This is a genomic window from Mesorhizobium sp. 131-3-5 (assembly GCF_016756575.1).
GTDB classification, from domain to species: Bacteria; Pseudomonadota; Alphaproteobacteria; order Rhizobiales; family Rhizobiaceae; genus Mesorhizobium; species Mesorhizobium jarvisii.
Genome location: NZ_AP023254.1, coordinates 709,340 through 733,697, shown reverse-complemented (window position 1 = coordinate 733,697; position 24,358 = coordinate 709,340). Strand labels below are relative to the sequence as shown.

At 64.0% G+C, this 24,358-nt stretch carries 17 protein-coding genes; 10 read left to right on the top strand and 7 right to left on the bottom strand.

What is annotated here, in order from left to right:
- Window positions 1-73 precede the first annotated feature (73 nt).
- The 6 genes from JG747_RS03445 (at window position 74) to JG747_RS03420 (ending at window position 6,617) form a co-directional block, all read left to right on the top strand.
- On the top strand, window positions 74-1,033 hold the full coding sequence (locus JG747_RS03445; protein WP_202361158.1) for an N-acetylmuramic acid 6-phosphate etherase: 960 nt from the start codon (window positions 74-76) through the stop codon (window positions 1,031-1,033).
- Window positions 1,034-1,035: 2 nt separating this feature from the next.
- Window positions 1,036-2,295, top strand: coding sequence for an ABC transporter substrate-binding protein (locus JG747_RS03440; RefSeq protein ID WP_143974041.1), 1,260 nt, complete (start codon window positions 1,036-1,038; stop codon window positions 2,293-2,295).
- A gap of 252 nt (window positions 2,296-2,547) precedes the next feature.
- Entirely contained in the window at window positions 2,548-3,477 is a 930-nt protein-coding gene (locus tag JG747_RS03435) for a carbohydrate ABC transporter permease (protein WP_202361157.1), read from the top strand.
- A 227-nt stretch (window positions 3,478-3,704) separates the two neighbouring features.
- Window positions 3,705-4,544, top strand: coding sequence for a carbohydrate ABC transporter permease (locus JG747_RS03430; protein WP_010912697.1), 840 nt, complete (start codon window positions 3,705-3,707; stop codon window positions 4,542-4,544).
- The gene (locus JG747_RS03425) at window positions 4,541-5,602 is read left to right on the top strand and encodes a Gfo/Idh/MocA family protein (RefSeq protein WP_202361156.1); all 1,062 of its coding nucleotides are present in this window, start codon (window positions 4,541-4,543) and stop codon (window positions 5,600-5,602) included. Before JG747_RS03430 ends, JG747_RS03425 begins: the two co-directional genes overlap by 4 nt.
- Window positions 5,603-5,618: 16 nt before the next feature.
- Window positions 5,619-6,617, top strand: coding sequence for an ABC transporter ATP-binding protein (locus JG747_RS03420; protein ID WP_202361155.1), 999 nt, complete (start codon window positions 5,619-5,621; stop codon window positions 6,615-6,617).
- A 180-nt stretch (window positions 6,618-6,797) separates the two neighbouring features.
- Here JG747_RS03420 and JG747_RS03415 read toward each other — a convergent pair whose 3' ends face one another.
- The 7 genes from JG747_RS03415 to JG747_RS03385 all read right to left on the bottom strand — a co-directional run bounded on the left by JG747_RS03415 (window position 6,798) and on the right by JG747_RS03385 (window position 18,014).
- Window positions 6,798-7,643, bottom strand: a complete 846-nt coding sequence (locus JG747_RS03415) for a fumarylacetoacetate hydrolase family protein (RefSeq protein ID WP_202361154.1) — start codon at window positions 7,641-7,643, stop codon at window positions 6,798-6,800.
- A 192-nt stretch (window positions 7,644-7,835) separates the two neighbouring features.
- The gene (locus JG747_RS03410) at window positions 7,836-8,567 is read right to left on the bottom strand and encodes an SDR family oxidoreductase (protein WP_202361153.1); all 732 of its coding nucleotides are present in this window, start codon (window positions 8,565-8,567) and stop codon (window positions 7,836-7,838) included.
- A 189-nt stretch (window positions 8,568-8,756) separates the two neighbouring features.
- The gene (locus JG747_RS03405) at window positions 8,757-11,129 is read right to left on the bottom strand and encodes an aldehyde dehydrogenase family protein (protein WP_202361152.1); all 2,373 of its coding nucleotides are present in this window, start codon (window positions 11,127-11,129) and stop codon (window positions 8,757-8,759) included.
- A gap of 68 nt (window positions 11,130-11,197) precedes the next feature.
- The gene (deoC, locus tag JG747_RS03400; protein WP_038651093.1) at window positions 11,198-12,253 is read right to left on the bottom strand and encodes a deoxyribose-phosphate aldolase; all 1,056 of its coding nucleotides are present in this window, start codon (window positions 12,251-12,253) and stop codon (window positions 11,198-11,200) included.
- Window positions 12,254-12,352: 99 nt separating this feature from the next.
- Complete coding sequence (locus JG747_RS03395; protein ID WP_202361151.1) at window positions 12,353-15,511, bottom strand: efflux RND transporter permease subunit; 3,159 nt, start codon at window positions 15,509-15,511, stop codon at window positions 12,353-12,355.
- Window positions 15,511-16,653, bottom strand: a complete 1,143-nt coding sequence (locus JG747_RS03390; protein WP_244748324.1) for an efflux RND transporter periplasmic adaptor subunit — start codon at window positions 16,651-16,653, stop codon at window positions 15,511-15,513. Before JG747_RS03390 ends, JG747_RS03395 begins: the two co-directional genes overlap by 1 nt.
- A gap of 533 nt (window positions 16,654-17,186) precedes the next feature.
- Complete coding sequence (locus JG747_RS03385; RefSeq protein ID WP_202361149.1) at window positions 17,187-18,014, bottom strand: ferredoxin--NADP reductase; 828 nt, start codon at window positions 18,012-18,014, stop codon at window positions 17,187-17,189.
- Between the two features lie 220 nt (window positions 18,015-18,234).
- On the opposite strand from JG747_RS03385, the gene JG747_RS03380 reads away from it, so the two are divergent.
- The 4 genes from JG747_RS03380 to JG747_RS03365 all read left to right on the top strand — a co-directional run bounded on the left by JG747_RS03380 (window position 18,235) and on the right by JG747_RS03365 (window position 24,161).
- Complete coding sequence (locus tag JG747_RS03380; RefSeq protein WP_202361148.1) at window positions 18,235-20,319, top strand: hydantoinase/oxoprolinase family protein; 2,085 nt, start codon at window positions 18,235-18,237, stop codon at window positions 20,317-20,319.
- A 16-nt stretch (window positions 20,320-20,335) separates the two neighbouring features.
- Entirely contained in the window at window positions 20,336-22,078 is a 1,743-nt protein-coding gene (locus tag JG747_RS03375; RefSeq protein WP_038653625.1) for a hydantoinase B/oxoprolinase family protein, read from the top strand.
- 124 nt (window positions 22,079-22,202) lie between these two features.
- Complete coding sequence (locus JG747_RS03370; protein ID WP_038651105.1) at window positions 22,203-22,976, top strand: ABC transporter substrate-binding protein; 774 nt, start codon at window positions 22,203-22,205, stop codon at window positions 22,974-22,976.
- A 54-nt stretch (window positions 22,977-23,030) separates the two neighbouring features.
- Complete coding sequence (locus tag JG747_RS03365) at window positions 23,031-24,161, top strand: aminomethyltransferase family protein (RefSeq protein WP_038651108.1); 1,131 nt, start codon at window positions 23,031-23,033, stop codon at window positions 24,159-24,161.
- The last annotated feature ends 197 nt before the right edge of the window (window positions 24,162-24,358 follow it).

Below are 24,358 nucleotides of genomic sequence, written 5' to 3'. Positions count from 1 at the left end.
TCTCCGCGATTTCGTTAATGCGTGTGGACAAGTGGTATTTTTTTGGTATTGTTCTGGTATTGGAGGAACACGGATGGCTGAAACGCGCACCGAAGCGCTTCACAGGAATGCCGAGGGGCTGGATATCCAGGCTCCGGAAGCCATCCTTGTTTCGCTGGCCGATGCGCAGATCGAAGCCGCCAAGGCCGTCCACAACGCCATCCCCGCCATCGCTCGGGCAGCCGAGATCATCGCCAGCCGGTTGAACGGCGGCGGCAAGCTTGCGTATGCCGCGGCCGGCAGTTCCGGCCTGATGGCTTTGGCCGACGCCCTGGAGCTTCCCGGCACTTTCGGCATCCAGCGCGACCGCATCGCCATCCTGATCGCCGGCGGCGACGAGGCCTTCAAGACGCTGGCCGGCGGCCCCGAGGACGATACGGAGGAAGCCGCGGCGGCGGTCGCCAAGGCCGGCATCGGCGCCGGCGATTGCCTGATCGCCCTTTCCGCCAGCGGCACCACGCCCTATGCGGTGCGCGCCATCGAGGACGCCCGGCGCCGTGGCGCGGCCACCATCGGCATCGCCAACAACCGGGACTCAGCGCTGCTGCGTCAGGCGGAAACCGCCATCCTCTTGGAAACGCCGCCGGAAGTGATCGCCGGCTCGACGCGCATGGGGGCCGGTACCGCCCAGAAGATCGCGCTCAACATGCTGTCGACGCTGACCGCCGTCCATCTCGGCCATGTCCATGACGGCTACATGGTCAATCTCATGTCCGACAACATCAAGCTGCGCGACCGCGCCGCGCGTATCGTCGCCGCCATCAGCGGGCGCGACAGGGACGAAGCCGCCCGGCTGCTCGAAAAGAGCGGCGGCGCGGTCAAGACCGCCATTCTGCTCGCCGCCGGCGCCGACAGCGCCGATGCGGCGGAGAAACTGCTGGAAGGAACCGGCCAGAAGCTGCGACCGGCGCTTTCCGCGATCGAGGGGAGCAAGGGGCCTAAAACCTCTGTTCTCATCAAAACCGAACCTGAAAAAGGTCAACAGGGAGACTGAGCATGACAACGAAATTACTGACGGCACTGCTTCTGGGCACCAGCATTCTCGGCTCGGCCGGGTTGGCTCATGCCGAGGACGTAACGCTCAACATCGAAAGCTGGCGCGGCGACGACCTTGCCATCTGGAAGGACAAGCTGATCCCGGCCTTCGAAGCCAAGAATCCCGGCATCAAGGTGGTGTTCGCGCCATCGGCTCCGACCGAATATGACGCAGCACTCGGCGCCAAGCTCGCCGCCGGCTCGGCGGGCGACCTGATCACCTGCCGCCCCTTCGACAAGTCGCTCGAGCTCTACAAGAAGGGCAACCTCGCCGATCTCTCGGCGCTGCCCGGCATGGAGAACTTCTCGCCGGTCGCCAAGTCCGCCTGGCAGACCGATGACGGCAAGGCGAGCTTCTGCGTGCCGATGGCGTCCGTCATCCACGGCTTCATCTACAACAAGGACGCCTTCGACAAGCTCGGCATCAAGGTGCCGACGACCCGCGACGAGTTCTTCGCCGCGCTCGACAAGATCAAGGCAGACGGCACCTACATCCCGATGGCGATGGGCACCAAGGACCTCTGGGAAGCCGCGACCATGGGCTACCAGAATATCGGCCCCAACTACTGGAAGGGCGAGGACGGCCGCGCCGCGCTGATCAAGGGCACGCAGAAGCTGACCGACAAGGACTGGGTCGCGCCCTATGAGGAGCTGGCCAAGTGGAAGCCTTACCTCGGCGACGGTTTCGAGGCGCAGACCTATCCGGACAGCCAGAACCTGTTCACGCTCGGCCGCGCCGCCATCTACCCGGCCGGCTCGTGGGAGATCGGCCTGTTCAACACCCAGGCCCAGTTCAAGATGGGCGCCTTCCCGCCACCGGTCGAGAAGGCCGGCGACACCTGCTACATCTCCGACCATACCGATATCGGTATGGGTCTGAATGCAGCCTCCAAGCATGCCGACGCGGCCAAGACCTTCCTGTCCTGGGTGGCCTCGCCGGACTTCGCCACCATCTACGCCAACGCGCTGCCGGGCTTCTTCAGCCTGAATTCCTCGCCGGTGAAGATGGCGGACCCGCTGGCGCAGGAATTCGTCTCCTGGCGCGGCAAGTGCAAGTCGACGATCCGCTCGACCTACCAGATCCTGTCGCGCGGCACGCCGAACCTCGAAAACGAGACCTGGGTTGAATCGGCCAACGTCATCAACGGCACCGACACGCCGGAAGCCGCGGCCAAGAAGCTGCAGACCGGTCTCGACAGCTGGTATAAGCCGGCGAAGTAAGAGCTCAGGCAACGGAGCCGGCCGGGCGCTTGCCTGGCCGGTTCCGGATACCCTGGCCTTCAGAATAAGTCCGTTCAGATAGCGATTGTCGGCACCGCCTCGCGGCCTTACCCTTGCTCGTCTTGGGGAAGGCTAGCTGATCAGTCGAGGCCTTTGTTCTTGCCGCACCGGGCAAGGAGGTTGGGGCCGTGCATCGAGGCATCATCTAGCAACAACATCGTCTGGAACCGAGAGACGGCGGGAACCGAACTCATGGCCGCAGATATCAGACCGAAAAGACCGTTTCGCTGGCACATCGCCATCTTCCTGGCGCCGGCCGTGCTCGTCTATACGGCGATCATGATCTTGCCGCTTGCCGGCACGCTGCAGCTCTCGCTGTTCCGCAACATCGAGCAGCACCAGGTCTTTGTCGGTCTGGACAATTTCCGCACCTTGTTCGGCGATCCCAACTGGTCGGTGAATTTCTGGAATGCGCTGCGCAACAATGTCTGGTTCTTCATCATCCATATGCTGGTGCAGAACCCGATCGGCGTCATGCTGGCCGCCCTCTTGTCCAGCCCCAGGCTTAGGTTCGCGGCCTTCTACCGCACGGCGATCTTCGTGCCGACCATCCTGTCCTTCGTCATCGTCGGCTTCGCCTGGAAGCTGATACTGTCGCCGCTGTGGGGCGTGGCGCCGCATATGATGGACCTTATCGGCCTGAAAAGCCTGTTCACGCCCTGGCTCGGCAAGGAGCAGTACGCGCTGACCGCGCTCAGCCTGATCTCGGTGTGGCAGTTCGTCGGCATCCCGATGATGCTGATCTACGCCGCCCTGCTGTCGATTCCCGAAGAGGTGATCGAGGCCGCCGAATGCGACGGCATCACCGGCCTGTCGCAGTTCTGGAAGATCAAGCTGCCGCTGATCCTGCCGTCGATCGGCATCATCTCGATCCTCACCTTCGTCGGCAATTTCAACGCTTTCGACCTGATCTACACCGCACAGGGCGCGCTCGCCGGGCCGAACTATTCGACCGACATTCTTGGCACCTTCCTCTACCGCGCCTTCTTCGGCTTCCAGCTGCAGGTCGGCGATCCCAATATGGGCGCGGCGATCGCCACGATGATGTTCATGATCATCCTCGGCGGCGTCTGCGTATACCTCTTCCTCGTCCAGACGCGCCTGCGTCGCTACCAGTTCTGAGGGGTGGATATGTTACGGCTGAACACCCCCCTCTGGCCTGCCGGCCATCTCCCCCGCAAGGGGGGAGATCGGATGTCATTTCGGCCTTCGCCAATCTCCAGCGTTGCAAGACGTGCGGCAACGCAAAAGCTGCCAATCTCCCCCCTTGCGGGGGAGATGCCCGGCAGGGCAGAGGGGGGTGCCTGGGCGCCGACCTCACGGATCGCGATTGTCCAGGAGACCATCCAATGAGCACCGCCACCCGTTCGCTGCCTCGCACCATCGGCGCCCACGCAATCCTTTTGACCTACACGGCGATCGCGCTGTTCCCGGTGATCCTGGTCATCATGAATTCGTTCAAATCCCGCGCCGGCATCTTCGGCGCGCCGTTGACGCCGCCGACGCCGAAGACCTTCGACCTGATCGGCTACACCACGGTGATCGGCCAGGGCGACTTCATCCATTATTTCCAGAACAGCCTCGTCGTCACCGTCGCCTCGCTGTTCTTCGTGCTCCTGTTCGGCGCGATGGCGGCCTTCGCGCTGTCGGAATACCGCTTCCGCGGCAATTCGCTGATGGGGCTCTATCTCGCGCTCGGCATCATGATCCCGATCCGGCTGGGTACCGTCGCCATCCTGCAATTGATGGTGGCAAGCGGGCTGGTCAACACGCTGACCGCGCTGATCCTGGTCTACACCGCGCAAGGCCTGCCGCTCGCCGTCTTCATCCTGTCGGAATTCATGAAGCAGGTGTCCGACGATTTGAAGAATGCCGGCCGCATCGACGGCCTGTCGGAATACACCATCTTCTTCCGGCTGGTGCTCCCGCTGGTGCGGCCTTCGATGGCGACGGTCGCCGTCTTCACCATGATCCCGATCTGGAACGATCTGTGGTTTCCGCTGATCCTGGCGCCGTCGGAAGAGACCAAGACGGTGACGCTCGGCGCGCAGCTCTTCCTCGGCCAGTTCGTCACCAACTGGAACGCCATCCTGGCCGCACTCTCGCTGGCGATCATGCCGGTGCTGATCCTCTACGTCATCTTCTCGCGGCAGCTGATCCGCGGCATTACTTCCGGAGCCGTCAAGTGAGTTCGCAAAAGCCTCTTCGCGTCGTCGTCGCCGGGCTCGGCAATATGGGCCGCAGCCATGCGCTGGCCTATCACACCAATCCGGGCTTCGAGATCGCAGCCCTGATCAACCGCTCCGACGTGCCGCTGCCGGAAGGCCTGTCGGCCTATGGCATCAGGCGGTCTTTCGACGAGGCGCTGCGCGAGGAAAAGCCCGATGTCGCCTGCATCGCCACCTATTCCGACAGCCATGCCGACTATGCGGTGAAAGCGCTCGAGGCCGGCTGCCACGTCTTTGTCGAAAAGCCGCTGGCAACGACGGTGGCCGACGCCAAACGCGTCGTCGCCGCCGCCAAGGCCAACGGCAGGAAACTGGTGATCGGTTACATACTACGCCACCATCCGTCCTGGATCCGGCTGATCGCCGAGGCGCGCAAGCTCGGCGGCCCCTATGTCTTCCGCATGAACCTCAACCAGCAATCCTCAGGCCATACCTGGGAGACGCACAAGCAGCTGATGCAGACGACCTCGCCGATCGTCGACTGCGGCGTCCACTATCTCGACGTCATGCTGCAGATCACCGACGCCAGGCCGGTCGAGGTGCGTGGCATGGGCGTGCGGCTGACGCAGGAGGTCGCGCCGACCATGTACAATTACGGCCACCTGCAGGTGCTGTTCGATGACGGCTCGGTCGGCTGGTATGAGGCCGGCTGGGGGCCGATGATTTCCGAAACCGCCTTCTTCGTGAAGGACGTCATCTCGCCGAATGGCTGCGTGTCGATCGTCATGAAGGAAGGTGTGAAGTCCGACGACATCGACACCCATACCAAGACCTCGACCATCCGGCTGCACAGTGCGGCGACCGGCCCGGACGGGAAGTTTGTCAAGGCGGACGAGATGCTGTCCATGGCGGGCGAACCCGGCCACCAGGACCTCTGCGATCTCGAACAGGCCTTCGTGCTGAAGGCGATCCGCGAGGACATGGATCTCACCCGCCACATGGACGACGCGGTCAAGTCGCTCGCCGTCTGCCTTGCCGCCGACGAGAGCGTGCGCAGCGGCGCAGCCGTCAAACTCTAAAGCTAGGAACAATATTGTGGGCTCGCTGAAGATCGAGAATGTGAAGAAGGCCTTCGGGCCGGTCGAGGTGCTGAAGGGCATCAACCTCGAAGTGACCGATGGCGAATTCGTCGTCTTCGTCGGCCCGTCGGGCTGCGGTAAGTCGACCTTGCTCAGGGTCATCGCCGGGCTGGAGGATTCGACCTCGGGCCGCGTGGTCATCGACGGTCAGGACGTCTCCGTCACGCCGCCGGCCAAGCGCGGCATCGCCATGGTCTTCCAGACCTACGCGCTCTACCCGCATCTGACGGTGAAGAACAATATGGGCCTCGGCCTGAAACAGGCCGGCACGCCCGCCCCGGAGATCGATCGCCGTATCGGCATCGCCTCGTCCATGTTGTCGCTGGAGCCCTATCTCGAACGGCGCCCGGCCGAACTCTCCGGTGGTCAGCGCCAGCGCGTCGCCATCGGCCGCGCGGTGGTGCGCGAGCCAAAACTGTTTCTCTTCGACGAGCCGCTGTCGAACCTCGATGCGGCGCTGCGCGTCAACACCCGGCTTGAGATCGCGCAGTTGCACCGCCGGCTGAAGGCAACGATGATCTACGTCACCCACGATCAGGTCGAGGCGATGACGCTGGCCGACAAGATCGTGGTACTGAACGCCGGCCGGATCGAGCAGATCGGCGGTCCTATGGAGCTCTACAATTCACCGGCAAACGAATTCGTCGCCGGCTTCATCGGCTCGCCGAAGATGAATTTCATCGACGGCGCTCGCCTCGGCGAGACGGCCAAGACCATCGGCGTGCGGCCGGAGCATCTGACCGTCGACACGAAATCAGGCGCCTGGAAGGGCACGGTGGTGCATGCCGAGCATCTCGGCGCCGACACCAATCTTTATCTTGATTGCGAAAAGGCCGGACTGATTACGGTGCGGATTTTCGGCGTCTATGACGCCGAGCCGGGCGCGACGCTCTATGCGACGCCGGATCCGGCGAAGACGTATAGATTTGGCGCGGATGGGAAGACGATCAAGTAGCGCGGGACCGCGCTCTTCCTTCCCCCCTTGTGGGGGAAGGTGGATCGGCGCGCTAGCGCCGAGACGGATGAGGGGTGCTCCAGCGGAGTGAGACGTCGGCGTTCCCTGGAGCACCCCTCATCCGACCTCGCTTCGCGAGGCCACCTTCTCCCGCAAGGGGAGAAGGTCAGGAGCCGCCGCCTACAAATCAGCCTTGAACGTCTGCTTCTGCTGGCCCAGGCCCTCGATGCCCAGTTCCACCACGTCGCCGGCCTTGAGGAACACCGGCGGCTTCATGCCCAGCCCGACGCCGGGCGGCGTGCCTGTCGAAATAATGTCGCCCGGATGCAGCGACATGAACTGGCTGAGATAAGACACCAGATATTTGACGCCATAGACCATGGTCTTGGTCGAGCCGTTCTGCATGGTCTTGCCGTTGACGGTCAGCCACATCTTCAGGTTCTGCGGATCGGCGACTTCGTCCTTGGTCACCAGCCACGGGCCGGTCGGGCCGAACGTGTCGCAGCTCTTGCCCTTGGTCCACTGGCCCTGACGCTCGGCCTGGAAGGCGCGCTCGGAGACGTCATGCGCGACGGCATAGCCGGCGACATAATCCAGCGCATCGGCTTCGCTGACATACTTCGCCGTCTTGCCGATGACCACGGCGAGCTCGACTTCCCAGTCGGTCTTTTCAGAGCCGCGCGGGATCAGCACGTCGTCGTCCGGCCCGACAATGGCCGAGCTTGCCTTCATGAAGATGATCGGCTCCGGCGGCACGGTGGCGCCGGTTTCGGCGGCGTGATCGGAATAATTGAGGCCGATGCAGATGAACTTGCCTGTGCCGGCGACGCAAGCGCCGAGGCGGGGCTTACCGGAAACCACCGGCAGCGACTTCGGATCGAGCTTGCCCAGCATCTCCAACGAGGCCGGATGAAGCGTGGTGCCGGCAATGTCGGCGACATGGGCGGAGAGATCGCGGATCGTTCCATCCGCATCGAGCAGGCCGGGACGTTCGCTCCCCACCTCGCCATAGCGCAGCAGTTTCATCTAAATCCTTCTCCTGGTTGCGGCCTCGCGGCCTTTTGCAAACTCTCCGCCGAGGCGATGGCTCCCCGAGGAGCCGGGCGGACCGTACCCATCGACCTCATCTCGGGCAAGCGCGGACAGCTGTTGGGCGGGCCCGCGCGCTGGATTTTCAGACTTCCCGATCCCCGGCAAAAATTAGGGCGGAGCCCGATCTCAGATCGACCAGCCGCCGTCGATATTATAGGCCTGCCCGGACGTGTAGGTCGCGCCGGCCAGATAGACGGCGAGATCGGCGATTTCCTCCGGCGTGCCGAGCCTGCCCATCGGCTGGCGGGCGATGAAGGCGGCGCGGGCGGCTTCGTAGTCGCCTTGCGCATGCATGCGGTCCTGCAGCGACGGGCTCTCGACCGTGCCGGGGCAGATGGCGTTGCAGCGTATGCCCTTGCCGACATAGTCGGCGGCAATCGCCTTGGTCAGGCCGATGACAGCGGCCTTGGTAACGCCATAGGCAAAGCGGTTCGGCACGCCTTTGCCGGCGCCGGCGACCGAAGACATGTTGACGATCGATCCGTCGCCGCGCTCCAGCATACCGGGCAGCACGGCCCTGATGGTGCGGATCATGGCGCGGACATTGAGGTTGAAGGCGAAATCGAGATCGCCATCCTTCATCTCCAGGATCGAGCCGGAATGGACGAAGCCGGCGCAGTTGAACAGCACGTCGACGCGGCCGATCTGGGCGAAGGCGGCGTTGACCGCCTCGTCGTTGAGCACATCGAGCTTGCGGGTCTTGATCCCTGGCGTCTTGGCGAGTTCGGCGAGAAGCGTCTCGTTGATGTCGGTGGCGTGGACGGTGGCTCCAGTCTTGGCGAAGGCCAGCGCGCTCGCCTTGCCGATGCCTTGCGCCGCCGCCGTGATGACAACCACCTTGCCTGCCAGATCCGCCATGCTTCTTTCCTCGCCTGCTTGGGTCAACTGCCTTTATCGGCGGCCGGCCAAGGCGTCATGTGCCAGTCAGGCTCGATTGTGCGGCCTGTGTCGCAGCCAGTTCACTGATAAAGATGTTTTTTCTCGTTAAAGAACATGTGTCCGGGCGTCAAGCCCGAACACGATCACCATTGCGACCGTCTGGAAATGTCAGTCGCCGTAAGGCACCCAGACATTCTTCACCTCGACGGCGCGGCGCAGGAAAGCATCGCCGGCCGCCTCGTCGGATGCCCAGTCGAGGCTGCGGCCATTGCCGCTCCAGACGCGCTTGAGGTTGCCGATGGATTCGACCTCCGCCTTGGCGCAGGTCTCGGCGTCGGCGAACACCCAGAGCCCGTCGACATCGTCATGCTTGGCCAGCACGCCGGCAAGTTCCGCCGTGCGGCCGGTGACAATGTTGATCGCGCCGGCCGGAACGTCGGAATATTCGATGACCTGATAGAGATCGGTGGCGAGCAGCGGATAGCGTTCCGAAGGCACCGCGACCACCGTATTGCCCATGGCCAGCGCCGGCGCGATCAGCGAGATCAGGCCGAGCAGCGGCGAGGCATCCGGCGCGACGATGCCGACGACGCCGACCGGCTCATGCAGCGCCAGCGTCACGGCGCGAGCCGGCGGTTGGTGCACGCGCCCCTCGAACTTGTCGGCGAGGCCGGCATAGAGAAACAGCCTTTCGATGGATTGCTCTACCTCTTCCCGCGCGGCCTTGGCGTTGGCGCCGGTCAGCTCACTGAGACGGGCGGCGAATTCGCCGGCGCGGCCGGAAAGATTCTCCGCCAGGTAATACAGAACCTGGGAGCGGTTATAGGCCGTGGCTTCCGGCCAGCCCTTGCAGGCGCGTGCGGCGGCGACGGCGTCACGGATGTCCTTGCGGTTGCCAAAGCCGACTTCGCCGGCCAGCTTGCCCTTGGCGGTGGCGACAGCCAGCGAATAATTGCTATCGGGCCGAATTTGCTTGCCGCCGATGAACAGTTTTGCGGTGCGGTCGATGGCCGCGCCGTCAGCCTGCTCGACGGGTTGCGCTGAAACCGCCGCCGGCTTGATGACCGGTCCGAGCGGCAGTTTTGCCGCGAGATATTCGAACATGCCTTCGCGCCCGCCCTCGCGGCCGAAGCCGCTCTCGCGGTAGCCGCCGAAGCCGCAAGCGGCGTCGAACATGTTGGTGCCGTTGACCCAGACCACGCCGGCCTTCAATTGCGGCGCCACGTGCAAGGCGAGGTTGACGTTCTCGCTCCACACGCTCGCCGCGAGCCCATAGCGCGTGTTGTTGGCAAGCTCGATCGCTTCCTCGGTGTTGCGGAAGGTCATGGTCGCCAGAACCGGTCCAAACACCTCTTCCTGCGCCAGGATATTAGCCGGCGAAACGCCGGTGGCGAGTGTCGGCAGATGGTAGTAGCCGGAAGACGGCAGTGCTACGTCCGGCTGCCAGCAGACGGCGCCCTGCCTGGCGCCTTCGGCGACCAGGCCTTTGACGCGGTCAAGCTGGGTCAAGTCGACCAGCGGGCCGATATCGGTGTTCTTGTCGAGCGGGCTGCCGACGCGCAGCCGGCTCATCCGCGTCTTGACCTTGGCGATCAAGGCCTCGGCGATGCCTTCCTGTACCAGGAGCCGCGACCCGGCGCAGCAGACCTGGCCCTGGTTGAACCAGATGCCGTCGACCAGGCCTTCCACGGCGCTGTCGAGATCGGCGTCCTCGAAGACGATGAAGGCCGACTTGCCGCCGAGCTCCAGCGACAGCTTTTTTCCGGACCCGGCGGTGGCTTTCCGGATGATCTTGCCGACTTCTGACGAGCCGGTGAAGGCGATCTTCTGGATGCCGGGATGGTTGACGATGGCCGCGCCCGCTTCCGGTCCGCCCTGCACGATGTTGACGACACCCTTCGGCACGCCGGCGCGTTCGCAGATTTCGGCGAACAGGATGGCGGTCAGCGGCGTGAACTCCGCCGGCTTCAGCACCACCGTGCAGCCGGCTGCCAGCGCCGGCGCGATCTTCCAGGCCAGCATCAGCAGCGGGAAATTCCACGGAATGATCTGACCGACGACGCCGACGCCCGTGTGGCCGGGAAAATCCTTGTCCAGCGCTTGCGCCCAGCCGGCATGATGGATGAAATGGCGGATCGCCAGGGGCACGTCGATGTCGCGGCTTTCGCGGATCGGCTTGCCGTTGTCGATCGATTCCAGCACCGCGAACAGGCGCTGATGCCGCTGCATGGCGCGGCCGATGGCGTAGAGCACCTTTGCCCTGGCGTAGCCTGAACTGGCGCTCCATTTCGGCAGCGCCTTGGTGGCGGCCGCAACCGCCGCGTCGATGTCGGCCGCACTGGCGTCGGAGACCTTGGCCAGCAGCTTGCCGGAAGACGGCTCGCTGGTGTCGAAGGTCTTGCCGCCGGAAGCGGCTTTCCAGCTGCAGTCGATGAACAGCGCCTTGCCGAAATCGCGCGCGGCAAGCCACGCATCGGCCTCGTTGCGGGCTTCCGGCGCCGGGCCGTATTCCATGGCATGATAGCGGTCGAGAATATTCATGGGGGTGCCTCCTTCACCCTTCCCCTTCGCGGGAAGGGTCGACCGGCCAGGCCGATCGGGGTGGGTGCTCAAGCCATTGCGTGGCGGTGATTGGCCGAATAGTGACCGGTCAGATGATGCTCGAGCTGCCGCTCGATGTCGGTCAAAAGGCTCGACGCGCCGAAGCGGAACAGCTCGGGCTCCAGCCATGGCCGGCCGAGTTCTTCCTTCATCAGCACCAGCCAGTCGAGCGAGGCTTTTGCCGTGGAAATGCCACCGGCCGGCTTGAAGCCGATGAGATAGCCGGTTTCCTCGAAATAGGCCCTGATGGCGCGCACCATGGCGAGGCCAACGGGCAGCGTCGCGTTGACGCTTTCCTTGCCGGTCGAGGTCTTGATGAAATCGGCGCCCGCCATCATCGCCACCATCGAGGCCAGCATGACGTTGCGCAAAGTGGCGAGGTCGCCGGTGCCCAGAATCACCTTCAGATGCGCGTCGCCGCAGGCGGCGCGCATCGAGACGATCTCGTTGTAGAGCTCCCGCCACTTGGCGCCGAACACCAGTCCGCGCGGAATGACGACGTCGATCTCGTCGGCGCCGTCGCGCACCGAAGCCTCGATCTCCTGCAGCCGGGTCGACAGGGGCGCCAGGCCATGCGGAAAGGCGGTGGAGACGGCGGCGACGTGGATGCCGGTGCCGCGCACGGCATCGACGGCCGTGGCGACGAAGGGATGATACACGCAGACGGCAGCCGGCCGGATGGTTTCACCCGCAATGCCGAGGCCTTCGACGATGTCGCGGCGGAACGGGTTGATCGCCTTGGCGCAGAGCCGGCGCACGCGCTCCTCGGTGTCGTTGGAGTTCAGCGTCGTCAGGTCCATGCAGGCGACGGCGCGCAGCAGCCAGGCCGCCTGGTTGTCGGCCTTGATCGAACGCCGTTTGGTCAGGCTGGCGACGCGCCGTTCCAGCGCCGAACGGTTGACGCTGCGCACCGATTCCATGAAGCCGAGGTCGAGTTTCATGCCGGGATTGCGCGCGATGCGATGGTCCAGCGGTACGGGGGTGTTGGCGGCGGCGCGGGCCGGCAGCGGCGTCACCTTGGACGCGCTGGTGCCAGGCTCGGCTTCGCGGATCGTGTTGCTCATTTCCTGCCCTTTCTCGTTTAGGGCGATACTTACACGATCGTTTGGACCGAGGCCACAAGCCTGTCGGTCCGATGCCGACCTTAGGCGTTGACGTAGGGCCTACTCGGCCGCCAGCTTACGCCGAGCCGGGCCGATTTCAGCCTCCACGCCTTCGGGTTCGCCGTCATCCTGCTCATGCCTGCGCAATGAGGTGAGCCAATGGGAAAGGTCGTCGAGGTAGAGATAGATCACCGGCGTGGTGAAGAGCGTCAGCGCCTGGCTGACAAGCAGCCCGCCGAACATCGTGTAGCCGAGCGGCTGGCGGATTTCCGCCCCCGTACCGTTCTCCAGCATCAGCGGCAGCGCGCCCAGCATGGAGACCATGGTGGTCATCATGATCGGCCGGAAGCGCAGCAGGCAGGCCTGGCGGATCGATTCCAGCGAGCTGAGGTTCTGGTCCCTCTCGGCCGCGATGGCAAAGTCGACCATCATGATGCCGTTCTTCTTGACGATGCCGATGAGCAGGATGACGCCGATCAGGCCGATCAGGTTGAACTCCATATGGAAGACGAGCAGCGTACCCAGCGCGCCAAGCCCGGCGGAGGGCAGCGTGGAGAGAATGGTCAGCGGGTGGATGTAGCTTTCGTAGAGGATGCCGAGGATCAGGTAGACCACGACCAGGGCGCCGAGGATAAGCACTGGCACCGAAGACAGCGACTGCTGGAAGGCCTGCGCCGTCCCTGTGTAATTGGTCTGGATGGTCGCCGGCAGCCGCATCTCGGCGGCGGTTCTGTCGATCGCGGCGGTGGCCTGGCCGAGCGCGACATTGGGCGCCAGGTTGAAGCTGATCGTCACCGACGGGAACTGGCCTTCATGGTTGATCACCAGCGGCTGTACGGGCTTCGTGGTCCATCTGGCAATCGCCGAGAGCGGCACCTGCGAACCGCTCGGCGTCGTCAGATAGATCTGGTTGAGCGCCTTGATGTCGCCGCGCAGTGACGGCAGCACCTCCAGGATCACGTCATAGGTCGAAAGCTGCGTGAAATACTGGGCGATCTGGCGTTGCCCGAAGGCATCGTTGAGCGTGTTGTCGACATCGTTCGCCGTTAGCCCATAGCGGGCAGCCTGATCGCGATCGACCTGCAGCGTCAGCGTCGTGCCGGAACTCATCTGGTCGGTCGAGACGTCCCGCAATTCGGGTAGGCGCTGTAAGGCCGTCAACAGCTTGGGCGCCCAGCTATCCAGCGTGTCGAGGTCGCTGCTTTCCAGCACATATTGATATTGCGACGCGGACAGTTTGCCGCCGACGCGCACGTCCTGAGAGGCCTGCATGAACAAGCGCGCGCCTTGGACGGCTGAAAGCTTCGGCTGCAGCCGCCGGATGATCTGGTCGGCGGAAACGTCCCGTTCGTCGCGTGGCTTCAGCTGGATGAACATGCGGCCGGTGTTCTGCGTGTTGCCATTGCCGCCCGTCGATGCCGCAAAATGCGCCACCGCCGGATCCTTGGAGACGATCCCGGCAAATCGCGCCATGTAGGACTGCATCTGGCCGGTGGAGACATCCTGCCCGGCGATCACCTGGCCGAAGATCAGGCCGGTATCCTGCTGTGGGAAGAAGCCGCTCGGCACCAGCGTGAAGAAATAGCCGGTAAGGCCCACACAGGTCAGGAACACCAGCAGCGTGATGAAACGATGCCCGAGCGCATGGTCGAGGCCGCGCTCATAGGCGCGCAGCATCCCGTCGAAAACGCTTTCGCTCCACCTGTAGAGCCTGCCGTGACGCTCCTCGTTCGCCGGCTTGATGAAACGCGAGGCCAGCATCGGCGTCAGCGTCAGCGAAACGCAGGCCGAAACCAGGATGGTCATCGCCAGCGTCACCGCGAACTCCTTGAACAGGCGGCCGATAATGCCGCTCATCAGGAGCAGCGGGATCAGCACGGCCACCAGCGAAATCGAGATCGACATGATGGTGAAGCCGATCTCGCTGGCACCGCGGATCGCGGCATCCATCGGTTTTTCGCCATGCTCGATGTAGCGGACGATGTTCTCCAGCATGACGATGGCGTCGTCGACGACAAAGCCGATAGAGATCGTCAACGCCATCAGCGACAGATTGTCGATGCTGTAGCCGGCGGACCACATCAAGGCGCATGCGCCAAGCAGCGCCAGCGGCACGGTGAAAGCCGGGATGGCGGTTGCCCAGACATTTCGCAGGAACAGGAAGATCACCATCACCACCATCCCGATGGTGAGCATCAGCGTGAACTGCACGTCCGCCACCGAGGCGCGGATGGTCTGGGTGCGGTCGGAAAGCACCTGCAGCTTCAGTGAAGCCGGCATCGAGGCGGTCAGCATCGGCAGCTCCGCCTTGATCCTGTCGACCGTGTCGATGATGTTGGCGCCGGGCTCCTTGAATATGACGAGCACGACGCCGCGTGTCGTGTCGGTCCAACCGGCCTGGGTGTAGTCCTGCGCGTCGAGCACGGCCCGGCCGACATCCTTGACCCGCACCGGCGCGCCGTCGCGATAGGCGATGATGGCGTTGTTCCAGTCATCGGCCGCTGTCATCTGGTCGTTGGAGAAGATGGTGAAGGAGCGTACTTCGCCCTGGATGTTGCCCTTGGGCAGGTCCACCGTGCCGATCGACAGCGGGGTACGCACCGCTTCCAGTGACAGGCCCCTTGCCGCGAGCTTGGCCGGATCGAGCTGGACGCGGATCGACGGTGTCTGCTGGCCGCCGACCAGCACCTGGCCGACGCCGTCGACATGACTGATCACCTGCGCGAGCTTGGTGTAGACGTCGTCGCTCAACGTTGTCAGCGGCAAGTCGGTCGAACTGGCCCCGATCAGCATTATCGGCGAATCCGTCGGGTTGACCTCCCGGTAGGTGGGCGGATTGGGAAGGTTCTTCGGCAGCTGTCCGCCGGCGGCATTGATGGCCGATTGCACCAGCCCGGCCGCCGATGCGATGTCGACGTCGAGCGCGAATTGCAAGGTGACCTGGCTGGAACCGGACAGGCTGCTCGATGTCATTTCGGCAATGCCCGGTATCTGCGCGAACTGCGTCTCGAGTGGCTGGGTCACCGACGACGCGATGGTGATCGGATCGGCGCCCGGCAGGCTGGTGGACACCTGGATCGTCGGAAAGTCGACGTTCGGCATCGCCGCGACCGGCAGGTTGAGATAGGCGACCACGCCGACGAACAGCACGCCGATCATCAGAAGCGACGTGGCGACGGGATAGCGGATGAAAGGCGTGGAAACACCGATCTGTGCCATCAGCTTGCACCTCCGGCAGCGCCGCTCTGCGCCTGTCCGGCGCCGGGACCCGTGGCGGCGTCGACGCTTGCGCCGTCAACCACCCGGTATTGGCCGGCAACCACGACACGTTGCCCCGCGGCGAGACCGTCGGTGACGACCGTCTCGCCGCCATCGGAAGGGCCTGTCTTGACGGTCTGGCGACGGACCTTGCCGTCGTCGCCGACGACATAGGCGAAGAGCCCGTCAGGGCCATGCTGGACAGCTTCGTCGGGCACCACGATCGCGCCTGCCATCGTGCCGATGCGTATGCGTGTGTTGACGGACAGGCCCGGCCATAGCGCATTGTCCTGGTTCGTAAACGTTGCCTTGAGCGAAATCGTGCCGGAAGCCTGGTCGACCGCGTTCTGGATCGCTTCCAGCCTGCCGCTCGCCAGCACGGTCTTCATATCCGCGCCAAGTGTGTCGATCGCAACCGGACCGGCCGCGAAAACCTTGTTGATGGTCGAAACCTCGTCCTGCGGTTGCGTGAATGACACATAGATCGGCTGAAGCTGCACGACCGTGAAAAGCCCGGGGCTCTGGCCGGCCTGCACGATGTTGCCCGGATCGATGGTGCGGAAGCTCGTCTTGCCGGTCAGCGGCGCCTTGATCCTGGTGAAATCGAGGTTGAGTTGCGCCGCCTCGACCGCGGCCTTGTCACCCTCGATCGTGGCGGCTGCCGTCGTGACCACTGCTTGCTGGTTATCGACATCCTGCTGCGTTTCGAACGTCTTTTTCAGGAGCGTGGAAAGGCGATTGAGAACGACCTGCGCGTTCTTGAGCGTCGCTTCGTCCTGCGCCTCCTTGGCCTTCGCCTGGTCGAGCGCCGCCTGATACGGGCGAGGGTCGATCTCGGCGAGCAGATCGCCCTGCTTGACCATCTGTCCCTGATCGACCGGAACCTGGTTGACGACACCGGCGACCCGGCTCGAGATGCTGACGCTGTTCAGCGGCGTAACCGTGCCGAGTCCATAGAGGTAGAGCGGGAAATCGGTCTTTTGCACGGTGGCCACGGTAACCGGCACCTTGGGTGCGGGCGGCGTCGTTTGAGTGGCTGCCCTTGCCTCGGCGTGGTTGCGCCATATGCCGTAACCGCCGCCGAGCAGGAGGAGTGTGGTCAACAGGACGATGCCCCGAGAGCGCATGGGTCGTTTTCGCCTGGCTTGCTGTGTCGTGGAATTAGTCATGGTGCCGTCCACCTGGCTGGCAAGGATATCAAGCCTTTTTCGGGATGGTTGGGGGTTAGGACCGACCGCGTCGATCACCGGGACAGTAGTCCCGACGACCCAGCCCTGTCAGGTTACAAGTCGGTCATGTTGCGCCGCAGCATTCAAGGATGCGTGAGGCCGCGCTGAATGCACCATCGCAATAAAGTTACTCCCGGGGTCAGGGCTGAGCCTCGATCGACCGGGGGGATGCGAGGCGCTTGTTAACCGCCCACGGATACATCGGTCCGGTCGACGCAGGAGACGTCGCCATTGCCATTGCGGGGCACTTCGCCTGGCCTGAAATCAGATATGGCTGGGACGACGCGACAGGCGCGCGCTTGCCGTATTCGCTATTGGGAAGGAGTGGCCGGAGCTGTTGCGGCAGTCTATCCGGGCTTCGGTATTCGCCTGGAAAGGCAGCCTGTCCTCAGGTTGGGCAGAGGCCCTCAGCCGACGAAAGCGCGCTCGACGACGAAAGTCGCGGGATGGCTGAGCGAGCCTTCCTGGAAGCCGAGGCTTTCGGCGAGTTCCTTGACGTCCTTCAGCATATGCATCGAGCCGCAGATCATGATGCGGTCCGTTTCCGGATTGAGCTTCTCGATGCCGAGATCGGCGTAGAATTTGCCAGAGCCGATCAACGCGGTGATGCGGCCCATGCGAGCTGATTCTTCGCGGGTCGTCGAATTGTAGAGCGTGACGCGCCCGGTGGTCAGTTCGCCGATCAGCGGGTCGCTTTCCAGCGCCGCCACCAATTCCTGGCCGTAGGTCAGCTCGGCATTGTCGCGGCAGGTATGGGTCAGGATCAGCTGGTCGAATTTCTCATAGGTGTCGGGGTCGCGCAGCAGGCTGGCGAACGGCGCGATGCCGGTGCCGGTCGAAATCATGAACAGCCGCTTGGCCGGGGTCAGCGCGTCGACCACCAGCGTGCCGGTCGACTTCTGGCGCATGATAACGGTGTCGCCGACCTGGATCTTCTGCAGTTCCGAGGTCAGCGGGCCGTCCGGCACCTTGATCGAGAAGAATTCCAGCTCTTCGTCCCAAGCCGGGCTTGCCACCGAATAGGCGCGGAACACCGGCTTCTCGGCATTGGGCAGGCCGATCATGACGAACTCGCCGGAGCGGAAGCGCAGCGACTGCGGACGGGTGATGCGGAACGAGAACAACCGGTCGGTGTAGTGCTTCACCGAGACGACGGTTTCGGCATAGACATTGGCCGGTACAGGAAACTGCAGCAGGCGGGCGCCGGCGGTGTTGAAGGCGGATGTGGTGTTCATCAAATCCAACTTTCTGGCCCAACCGGGGACGCGGGCGCCAAACTTTTACCTGCGCGCCCGGACCGTTCAGGTCCCGGCGTGCTGCTCGCACACTCCAAAGCGGTAAGCTCTTGTGTCCGGAATTTATTAGTATACAAACGATATTTGCGTCAAGATACCGCCGCGAAACACCTTTCCAAACTGTGCCATATCCGTAGTCCCAGCATTTCGGGTTTCGACAATGAAAGAGAATTTTTCGGTGCAGCCGCCGGATTCCCTGGGCAGCGTCGTGGCCGGCATCGATGTCGGCGGGACCTTCACCGACCTGCTTCTGATCGACGGCAAGCACGGCGCCAAGGTGCATATCGCCAAGACCCCGACGACGGTCGACAACCAGGCCTTCGGCGTGGTTTCGGCACTTGGCGCCACCGGATTTGCGATCGACGGCATCGACCTCATCGTGCACGGCACGACCACCACCACCAATGCCGTGCTGGAGCGCCGGCTGGCCAAGACCGGCATGATCACCACGCGCGGCTTTCGCGACGTGATCGAGCTTGGCCGGCGCACGCGGCCGCAACCCTATGGCATGACCGGCACTTTCGTCCCCGTCATTCCGCGCAACCTGAGGCTCGAAGTGTCGGAGCGCGTCGAGGCTTCCGGCGCGGTGCGCACGCCGCTCGACGAGGCCGGGATGCGCGAGGCGGTGAAGGCGCTGATCGGGGCCGGCTGCGAATCCCTCGTCATCCACTTCCTGCATTCCTACGCCAACCCGTCGCATGAGCGGCGCGCCGCCGAGATCGCCGCGGAGCTCTGGCCGAACGGCTACATCACCACGGGCCATGCGCTGCTGTCGGAAGCGCGCGAATTCGAGCGCGGAGTCACGGCTTCCGTCAACGCCTCGGTGCAGCCGATCCTCGAGCGCTATGTCGAGCGGCTGCGCAAGGAATTGGCGGCAAAAGGCTATGCCCGCGACTTCCTGATCATGAACGGCAATGGCGGCATGATCTCGGCCCGCTTCGTCACACGTGAATCGGCCAAGACCGTTATGTCCGGCCCGGCCTCGGGCGTCATCGCCGCCGCCTATACGGGCAAGCGTGCCGGCTTCGAAAACCTCGTCACCTACGACATGGGCGGCACCTCGACCGACGTGGCGCTGATCCGCAACGCCGAGCCGGCGGTGTCGAACGAGATCGAGATCGAATATGCGATGCCGATCCATGTGCCGATGGTGGCGGTACACACGGTCGGCGCCGGCGGCGGGTCGATCGCCCGCGTCGACGCGGCCGGCCTGATCCAGATCGGTCCCGAGAGCGCCGGCGCCAATCCCGGCCCGATCTGCTATGGCCGCGGCGGCCTCGAGCCGACCATCACCGACGCCAATCTGGTGCTCGGCCGGCTGGCGCCGAAGAAGCTGCTGGCCGTCGAAAACCCGGTCACCGTGGAGCGCGTCACCGGCATTTTCGAGGACAAGATCGGCAAGGCAACCGGCCTGTCGGGCGTCGAAGCGGCGGGCGCGGTGCTGAGGCTGGGCAACATGAAGATGGCGGGCGCCATCCGCATGGTTTCTGTTTCGCGCGGCCATGACCCGCGCGATTTCGCCCTGTTTGCCTTCGGCGGCGCCGGGCCGCTGCATGCGACCGCGCTGGCGCGCGAACTCGGCCTGCCACGGGTGCTGGTGCCGGCGCGTCCCGGCATCACCAATGCGCTCGGCTGCGTCGTCGCCGACCTGCGCCATGACTTCGTCAACACCATCAACCAGCCGGTTGCCGTGCTCGACGAAACTCAGATGCGCCAAGTATTGGAACGGCACCGAAACGAAGGTGAGGAGCTGATCGGCAAAGAAGCGGTGAAGCCGGAGACGATCCGCGTCACCCACTCCGCCGACATGCAGTTCGTCGGCCAGACCCACATCATCAACGTGCCGCTGCCGTCCTCGACCGTGAGCCGGCAGGAGCTGCAAGCCCTGTTCGAAAAGGCCTATTTCGCCCGCTTCAAGGTCGAGCTGCCGGAAATCCGCGCCAACTTGGTCAACCTCAACACCTCGGTTACCGGCGTGCGCCCGGCGATCGACCTGTCGCGCCTGATCGACCCGGCCGGGCGCGCCGAGACGCTGGACGCGGCGCGGCGCGAGATCCGACCGGTCTGGTATGCGGGCCAGTGGCACGACACGCCGGTATACGCACGCGAAAAGCTACCGATCGATGCAGTCATCGAAGGGCCGGCGATCCTCGAACAGATGGATGCGACCACGGTGCTCGAACCCGGCGACCGCGCAAGGTCGGACGCCGACGGCAATATCATCATCGACATTGGCGAGGCCTGAGATGTCTGACATCAATATGGCAAAGCTCGACGCCATCACGCTTTCGGTCCTCCAGGCTGCCTTGCAGCAGGTCTGCGACGAGATGGACCTGACATTCTCGCGCGCTGCCTTCTCGCCGGTCATTGCGGAAGCCAACGACCGCTCCGACGGCATCTATTCGGCCGTCGACGGCTCGCTGATCGCGCAAGGATCGCAAGGCCTGCCGGTGTTCGTCGGCGTCATGCAATATTCGACGAAAACGGTGATCGAGATGATCGCCGACGGCCGTTGCCTGGCCCCTGAGCCGGGCGACATCTACATCGTCAACGACCCCTATCTCGGCGGCACGCATCTGATGGATGTGCGCTTTGCCATGCCGGTCTACCGCGACGGCAAGATCTTCTGCTGGCTGTCCAACACCGGCCACTGGCCCGACATTGGCGGCTCGGTGCCGGGCGGTTTCTCGGCTTCCGCGACGGCGGTCGAGCAGGAAGGCTTGCGGCTGCCGCCGGTGAAACTGTTCAAGAAGGGCGTGCTCGACGCGGAAATCTACGCCATCATCTGCTCCAACATCCGCGTCGCCGACCAGCGCATCGGCGACATCAGGGCGCAGGCAGCGGCGCTGCTGATTGGTCAGGATCGGCTCAATGGAATCCTGGATCGTTACGGAGACGAAACTGTTGTCGAGGCGATCGCCGAACTGCGCCGCCGCGCCGCCGAGCAGATGCGCGCCAACATCGCGGCCATTCCCGACGGCACCTATCATTCGAAGGCCTTTGTCGATTCCGACGGCGTGGTCAACGAGCCGCTGACCATCGCGCTTGCGGTGGAGAAACAGGGCGACACGCTGACCTTCGATTTCGCCGGCTCGTCCAGGCCCTGCGCCGGGCCGATGAACAGCGTGCTGGCGACGACCCTGTCCTCGGTCTATCTAGCCATGCGCCACATTTTCCCGGACGTGCCGATCAGCGCCGGCGCCTTCGAGCCGTTGATCGTCAAGCGGCCGGAAGGCACCTTCCTCGATGCCAAATATCCGCGTCCAGTGTCGGGCTGCGCGGCGGAAGTCTCGCAGCGCATCGCCGAAGCGGTGTTCGCGGCCATGGTGCAGGCTCTGCCGGACAAGGTGACGGCCGCACCCGCCGGCTCCAGCGGCAATTTCGCGCTGGGCGGCAACGACCCGGCGCGCGGCCGCGATTACGTCATGTACCAGATCTCCGGCGGCGGCTATGGCGGCAATTCGGGCCATGACGGGCTGACCAATGGCTGCTCGACCATCGGCATTTCCAAATCGCCGCCGGTCGAGATCATGGAGCAGGCCTTCCCGGTGCTCTACCGCCACTACGCCCTGCGCGAAGGCTCGGGCGGCGCCGGCAAGCATCGCGGCGGTTTTGGCCTCGCCTATGAGGTGGAGATCCTGCGCGGCGATGCGCGGGCCTCCTTCGTCATGGATCACGGCCGTTTCGGCCCGCAAGGCGCGCTCGGCGGCAAGGATGGCGAACCCAACAGCGTGACCGTCTTTCGTGGCGGCGTCGAACATGTGCCGCCGCATCTGTCCAAGGAGCAGGACATCCCGCTCAAGGCCGGCGACCGCGTGCGCGTCGGCACGCCAGGCGGTGGCGGCTATGGCGATCCGTTAGAGCGTGACGCCAATCTCGTGCTTCGCGACGTTGCGCTGGGGTACTACACCTCAGAGGAAGCCAGCGAGAAGTTCGGCGTGGTTCTTTCGGCGGGCGGTCTCACAATTGACCGCAAGGCGACGGACAGGCAGCGCGCCGGCTGACGCACTGCTATCCGCCACGGCGTGGATCGCTCACGGCGCCGTGATCGCCGCAGCACATGTCGCTTCCGTCTCCGCCGAAAGCACCAAAGCCCGTAGACTTCCCCAGTCAACGGAGATCTGGAACATGCGTCTTTTCGGTCGTTTCGTGCTTGCCGCTTCCGTCGCCCTTACCCTTGCCAGCGGTGCCGCCAGCGCCCAGGACAAGCTCAGGATCGGCACCGAGGGCGCCTATCCGCCCTTCAACTATGCCAATGCCGACGGCACGCTCGGCGGCTTCGACATCGATCTCGGCAAGGCGTTGTGTGCTGAGATGAAGGCCGAATGCGAATTCACCGTTCAGGATTTCGACGGCTCTATTCCGGCGCTGCAAGCCGGCAAGTTCGATGCCATCATCAACATCACCATTACGCCCGAGCGGGCCGAGAAGGTCGAGTTCACCCACAAATATTACCAGACGCCGCCGGCCATCGCCGTGCCGAAGGATTCGACCATCGCGGGCACCTCACCCGACGATTTGAAGGGCAAGGCGCTCGGCGTGCAGACCGCCACCATCCACCAGAAATTCGCCGAGCAGAAATATGCGGGCTCGACCGTCAAGGCCTACCCGACCGGCGACGATGCCCGCACCGACATGGCCAATGGCCGCCTCGACGCCATGATGGACGGCTCGATCATCCTGACCGAATGGCTGAAGAAGCCCGATGGCGCCTGCTGCAAGCTGCTCGGCACGCTGACGGCCGATCCGGCCATTCACGGACCCGGCGTCGGCATCGCCCTGCAGAAGGGCAACAAGGAACTTGCCGGTAAGTTCAATGCGGCGATCGACGCGTTGCGCGCCAACGGCAAATACAAGGAAATCAACGACAAGTATTTTGCCTTCGACGTCTACGGCAACTGAGACCGGCAACCAATGCCTTCCGGCAGCGCCGCTTGGCGCTGCTGCTTTTCATGAATGATGGAGACCTTCTTGGCTGAGCGGCGTTCCCCCTTCTACAGCAGCATCGTCGGGCTCGGCGCGACCATGGGTCGGGTCGGCGGCGATTTCATCTCGGCCAAATATTATTCCGGCATCGCCGACGAGCACCTGAACACGCGCGCCAATGTCGGCGTGCAGGATCTCAGCACCATGGGCAAGATGGACATCAAGGGGCCGGAGGCCGAGGCGCTGGTCAACCATGTCATCGTCAACGACGCGGCGGCGATGAAGCCGGGCCAGGTCCGCTACTCCACGGTCTGCCGCGAGGATGGCGGCATCATGGACGACCTCACCGTGTTCCGGTTGGCGACTGAGCATTTCATGCTGGTCACCGGCTCGGTCAACCGGCTGAAGATGCTGCCCTGGCTGCAGCACCATGCCCAGGGCCGCAAGGCCTATGTCACCGACATCACCGCCGCCGTCGCCTTCCCGACCATCCAGGGTCCGCGCTCGCGCGAACTGTTGAAGGCGATGATCTCGGATGCCGATCTGGACGGTCTCAAGCGCTGGGCGTTCACGTCGGGCCATGTCAATGGCACTCGCGTCCTGATCTCGCGCACCGGCGTCACCGGCGAGCTCGGCTTCGAACTCTTCGTGCCGGCCGACGAGGCGGCCTCCGTCTGGGATACGCTGATGCGGGCCGGCAAGGACTTCGGCCTGAAACCCTATGGCGTGCTGGCGATGTTCACGCTCGGCCTGGAAAAGGCCTATCCGGCGCATGGCATCGACATGGACGAGAGCCGCACGCCGTTCCATGTCGGCCTCGACCGCTGGATCAAGTTCGACAAGGGCGATTTCATCGGCCGCGAAGCGCTGCTCAAAATCCGCGACAAGGGCCTCGACGAGCGCTGGACGGGACTGATCCTCGACGGCGACAAACCGGCGGCGACGGACGCCAGGATCCTGGCCGATGGCGAGGATGCCGGCATCGTCACCTACAGCGACCACGGCTACTCTCTCGGCAGGGTGCTGGCCACCGCGCATCTGCGCTTGCCGTTCACGGCGGTCGGTACCGAACTCAGCATCGACATTAATGGCGTGCCGACCCGCGCGGTCGTGGCGCCGATGCCGTTTTTCGATCCGGAGGGTATGAGGTTGAGGGGGTAGCCCGGCTTGCCTGGAATCGTTGATAGAGTCAGCTTTGCGAAGCATCTGGCGCACATCATCGCGGAGATCAATGCCATCACCCATTTCGTGAAGGCAATGGCCGTACCCAGCTTACATTCCTTGCCATGCTCGCCGAGCACGCAGGCTTCACGTTCAACGCCGATATCCTCGACCGTGACCGGGTGATTCAGGCCCTG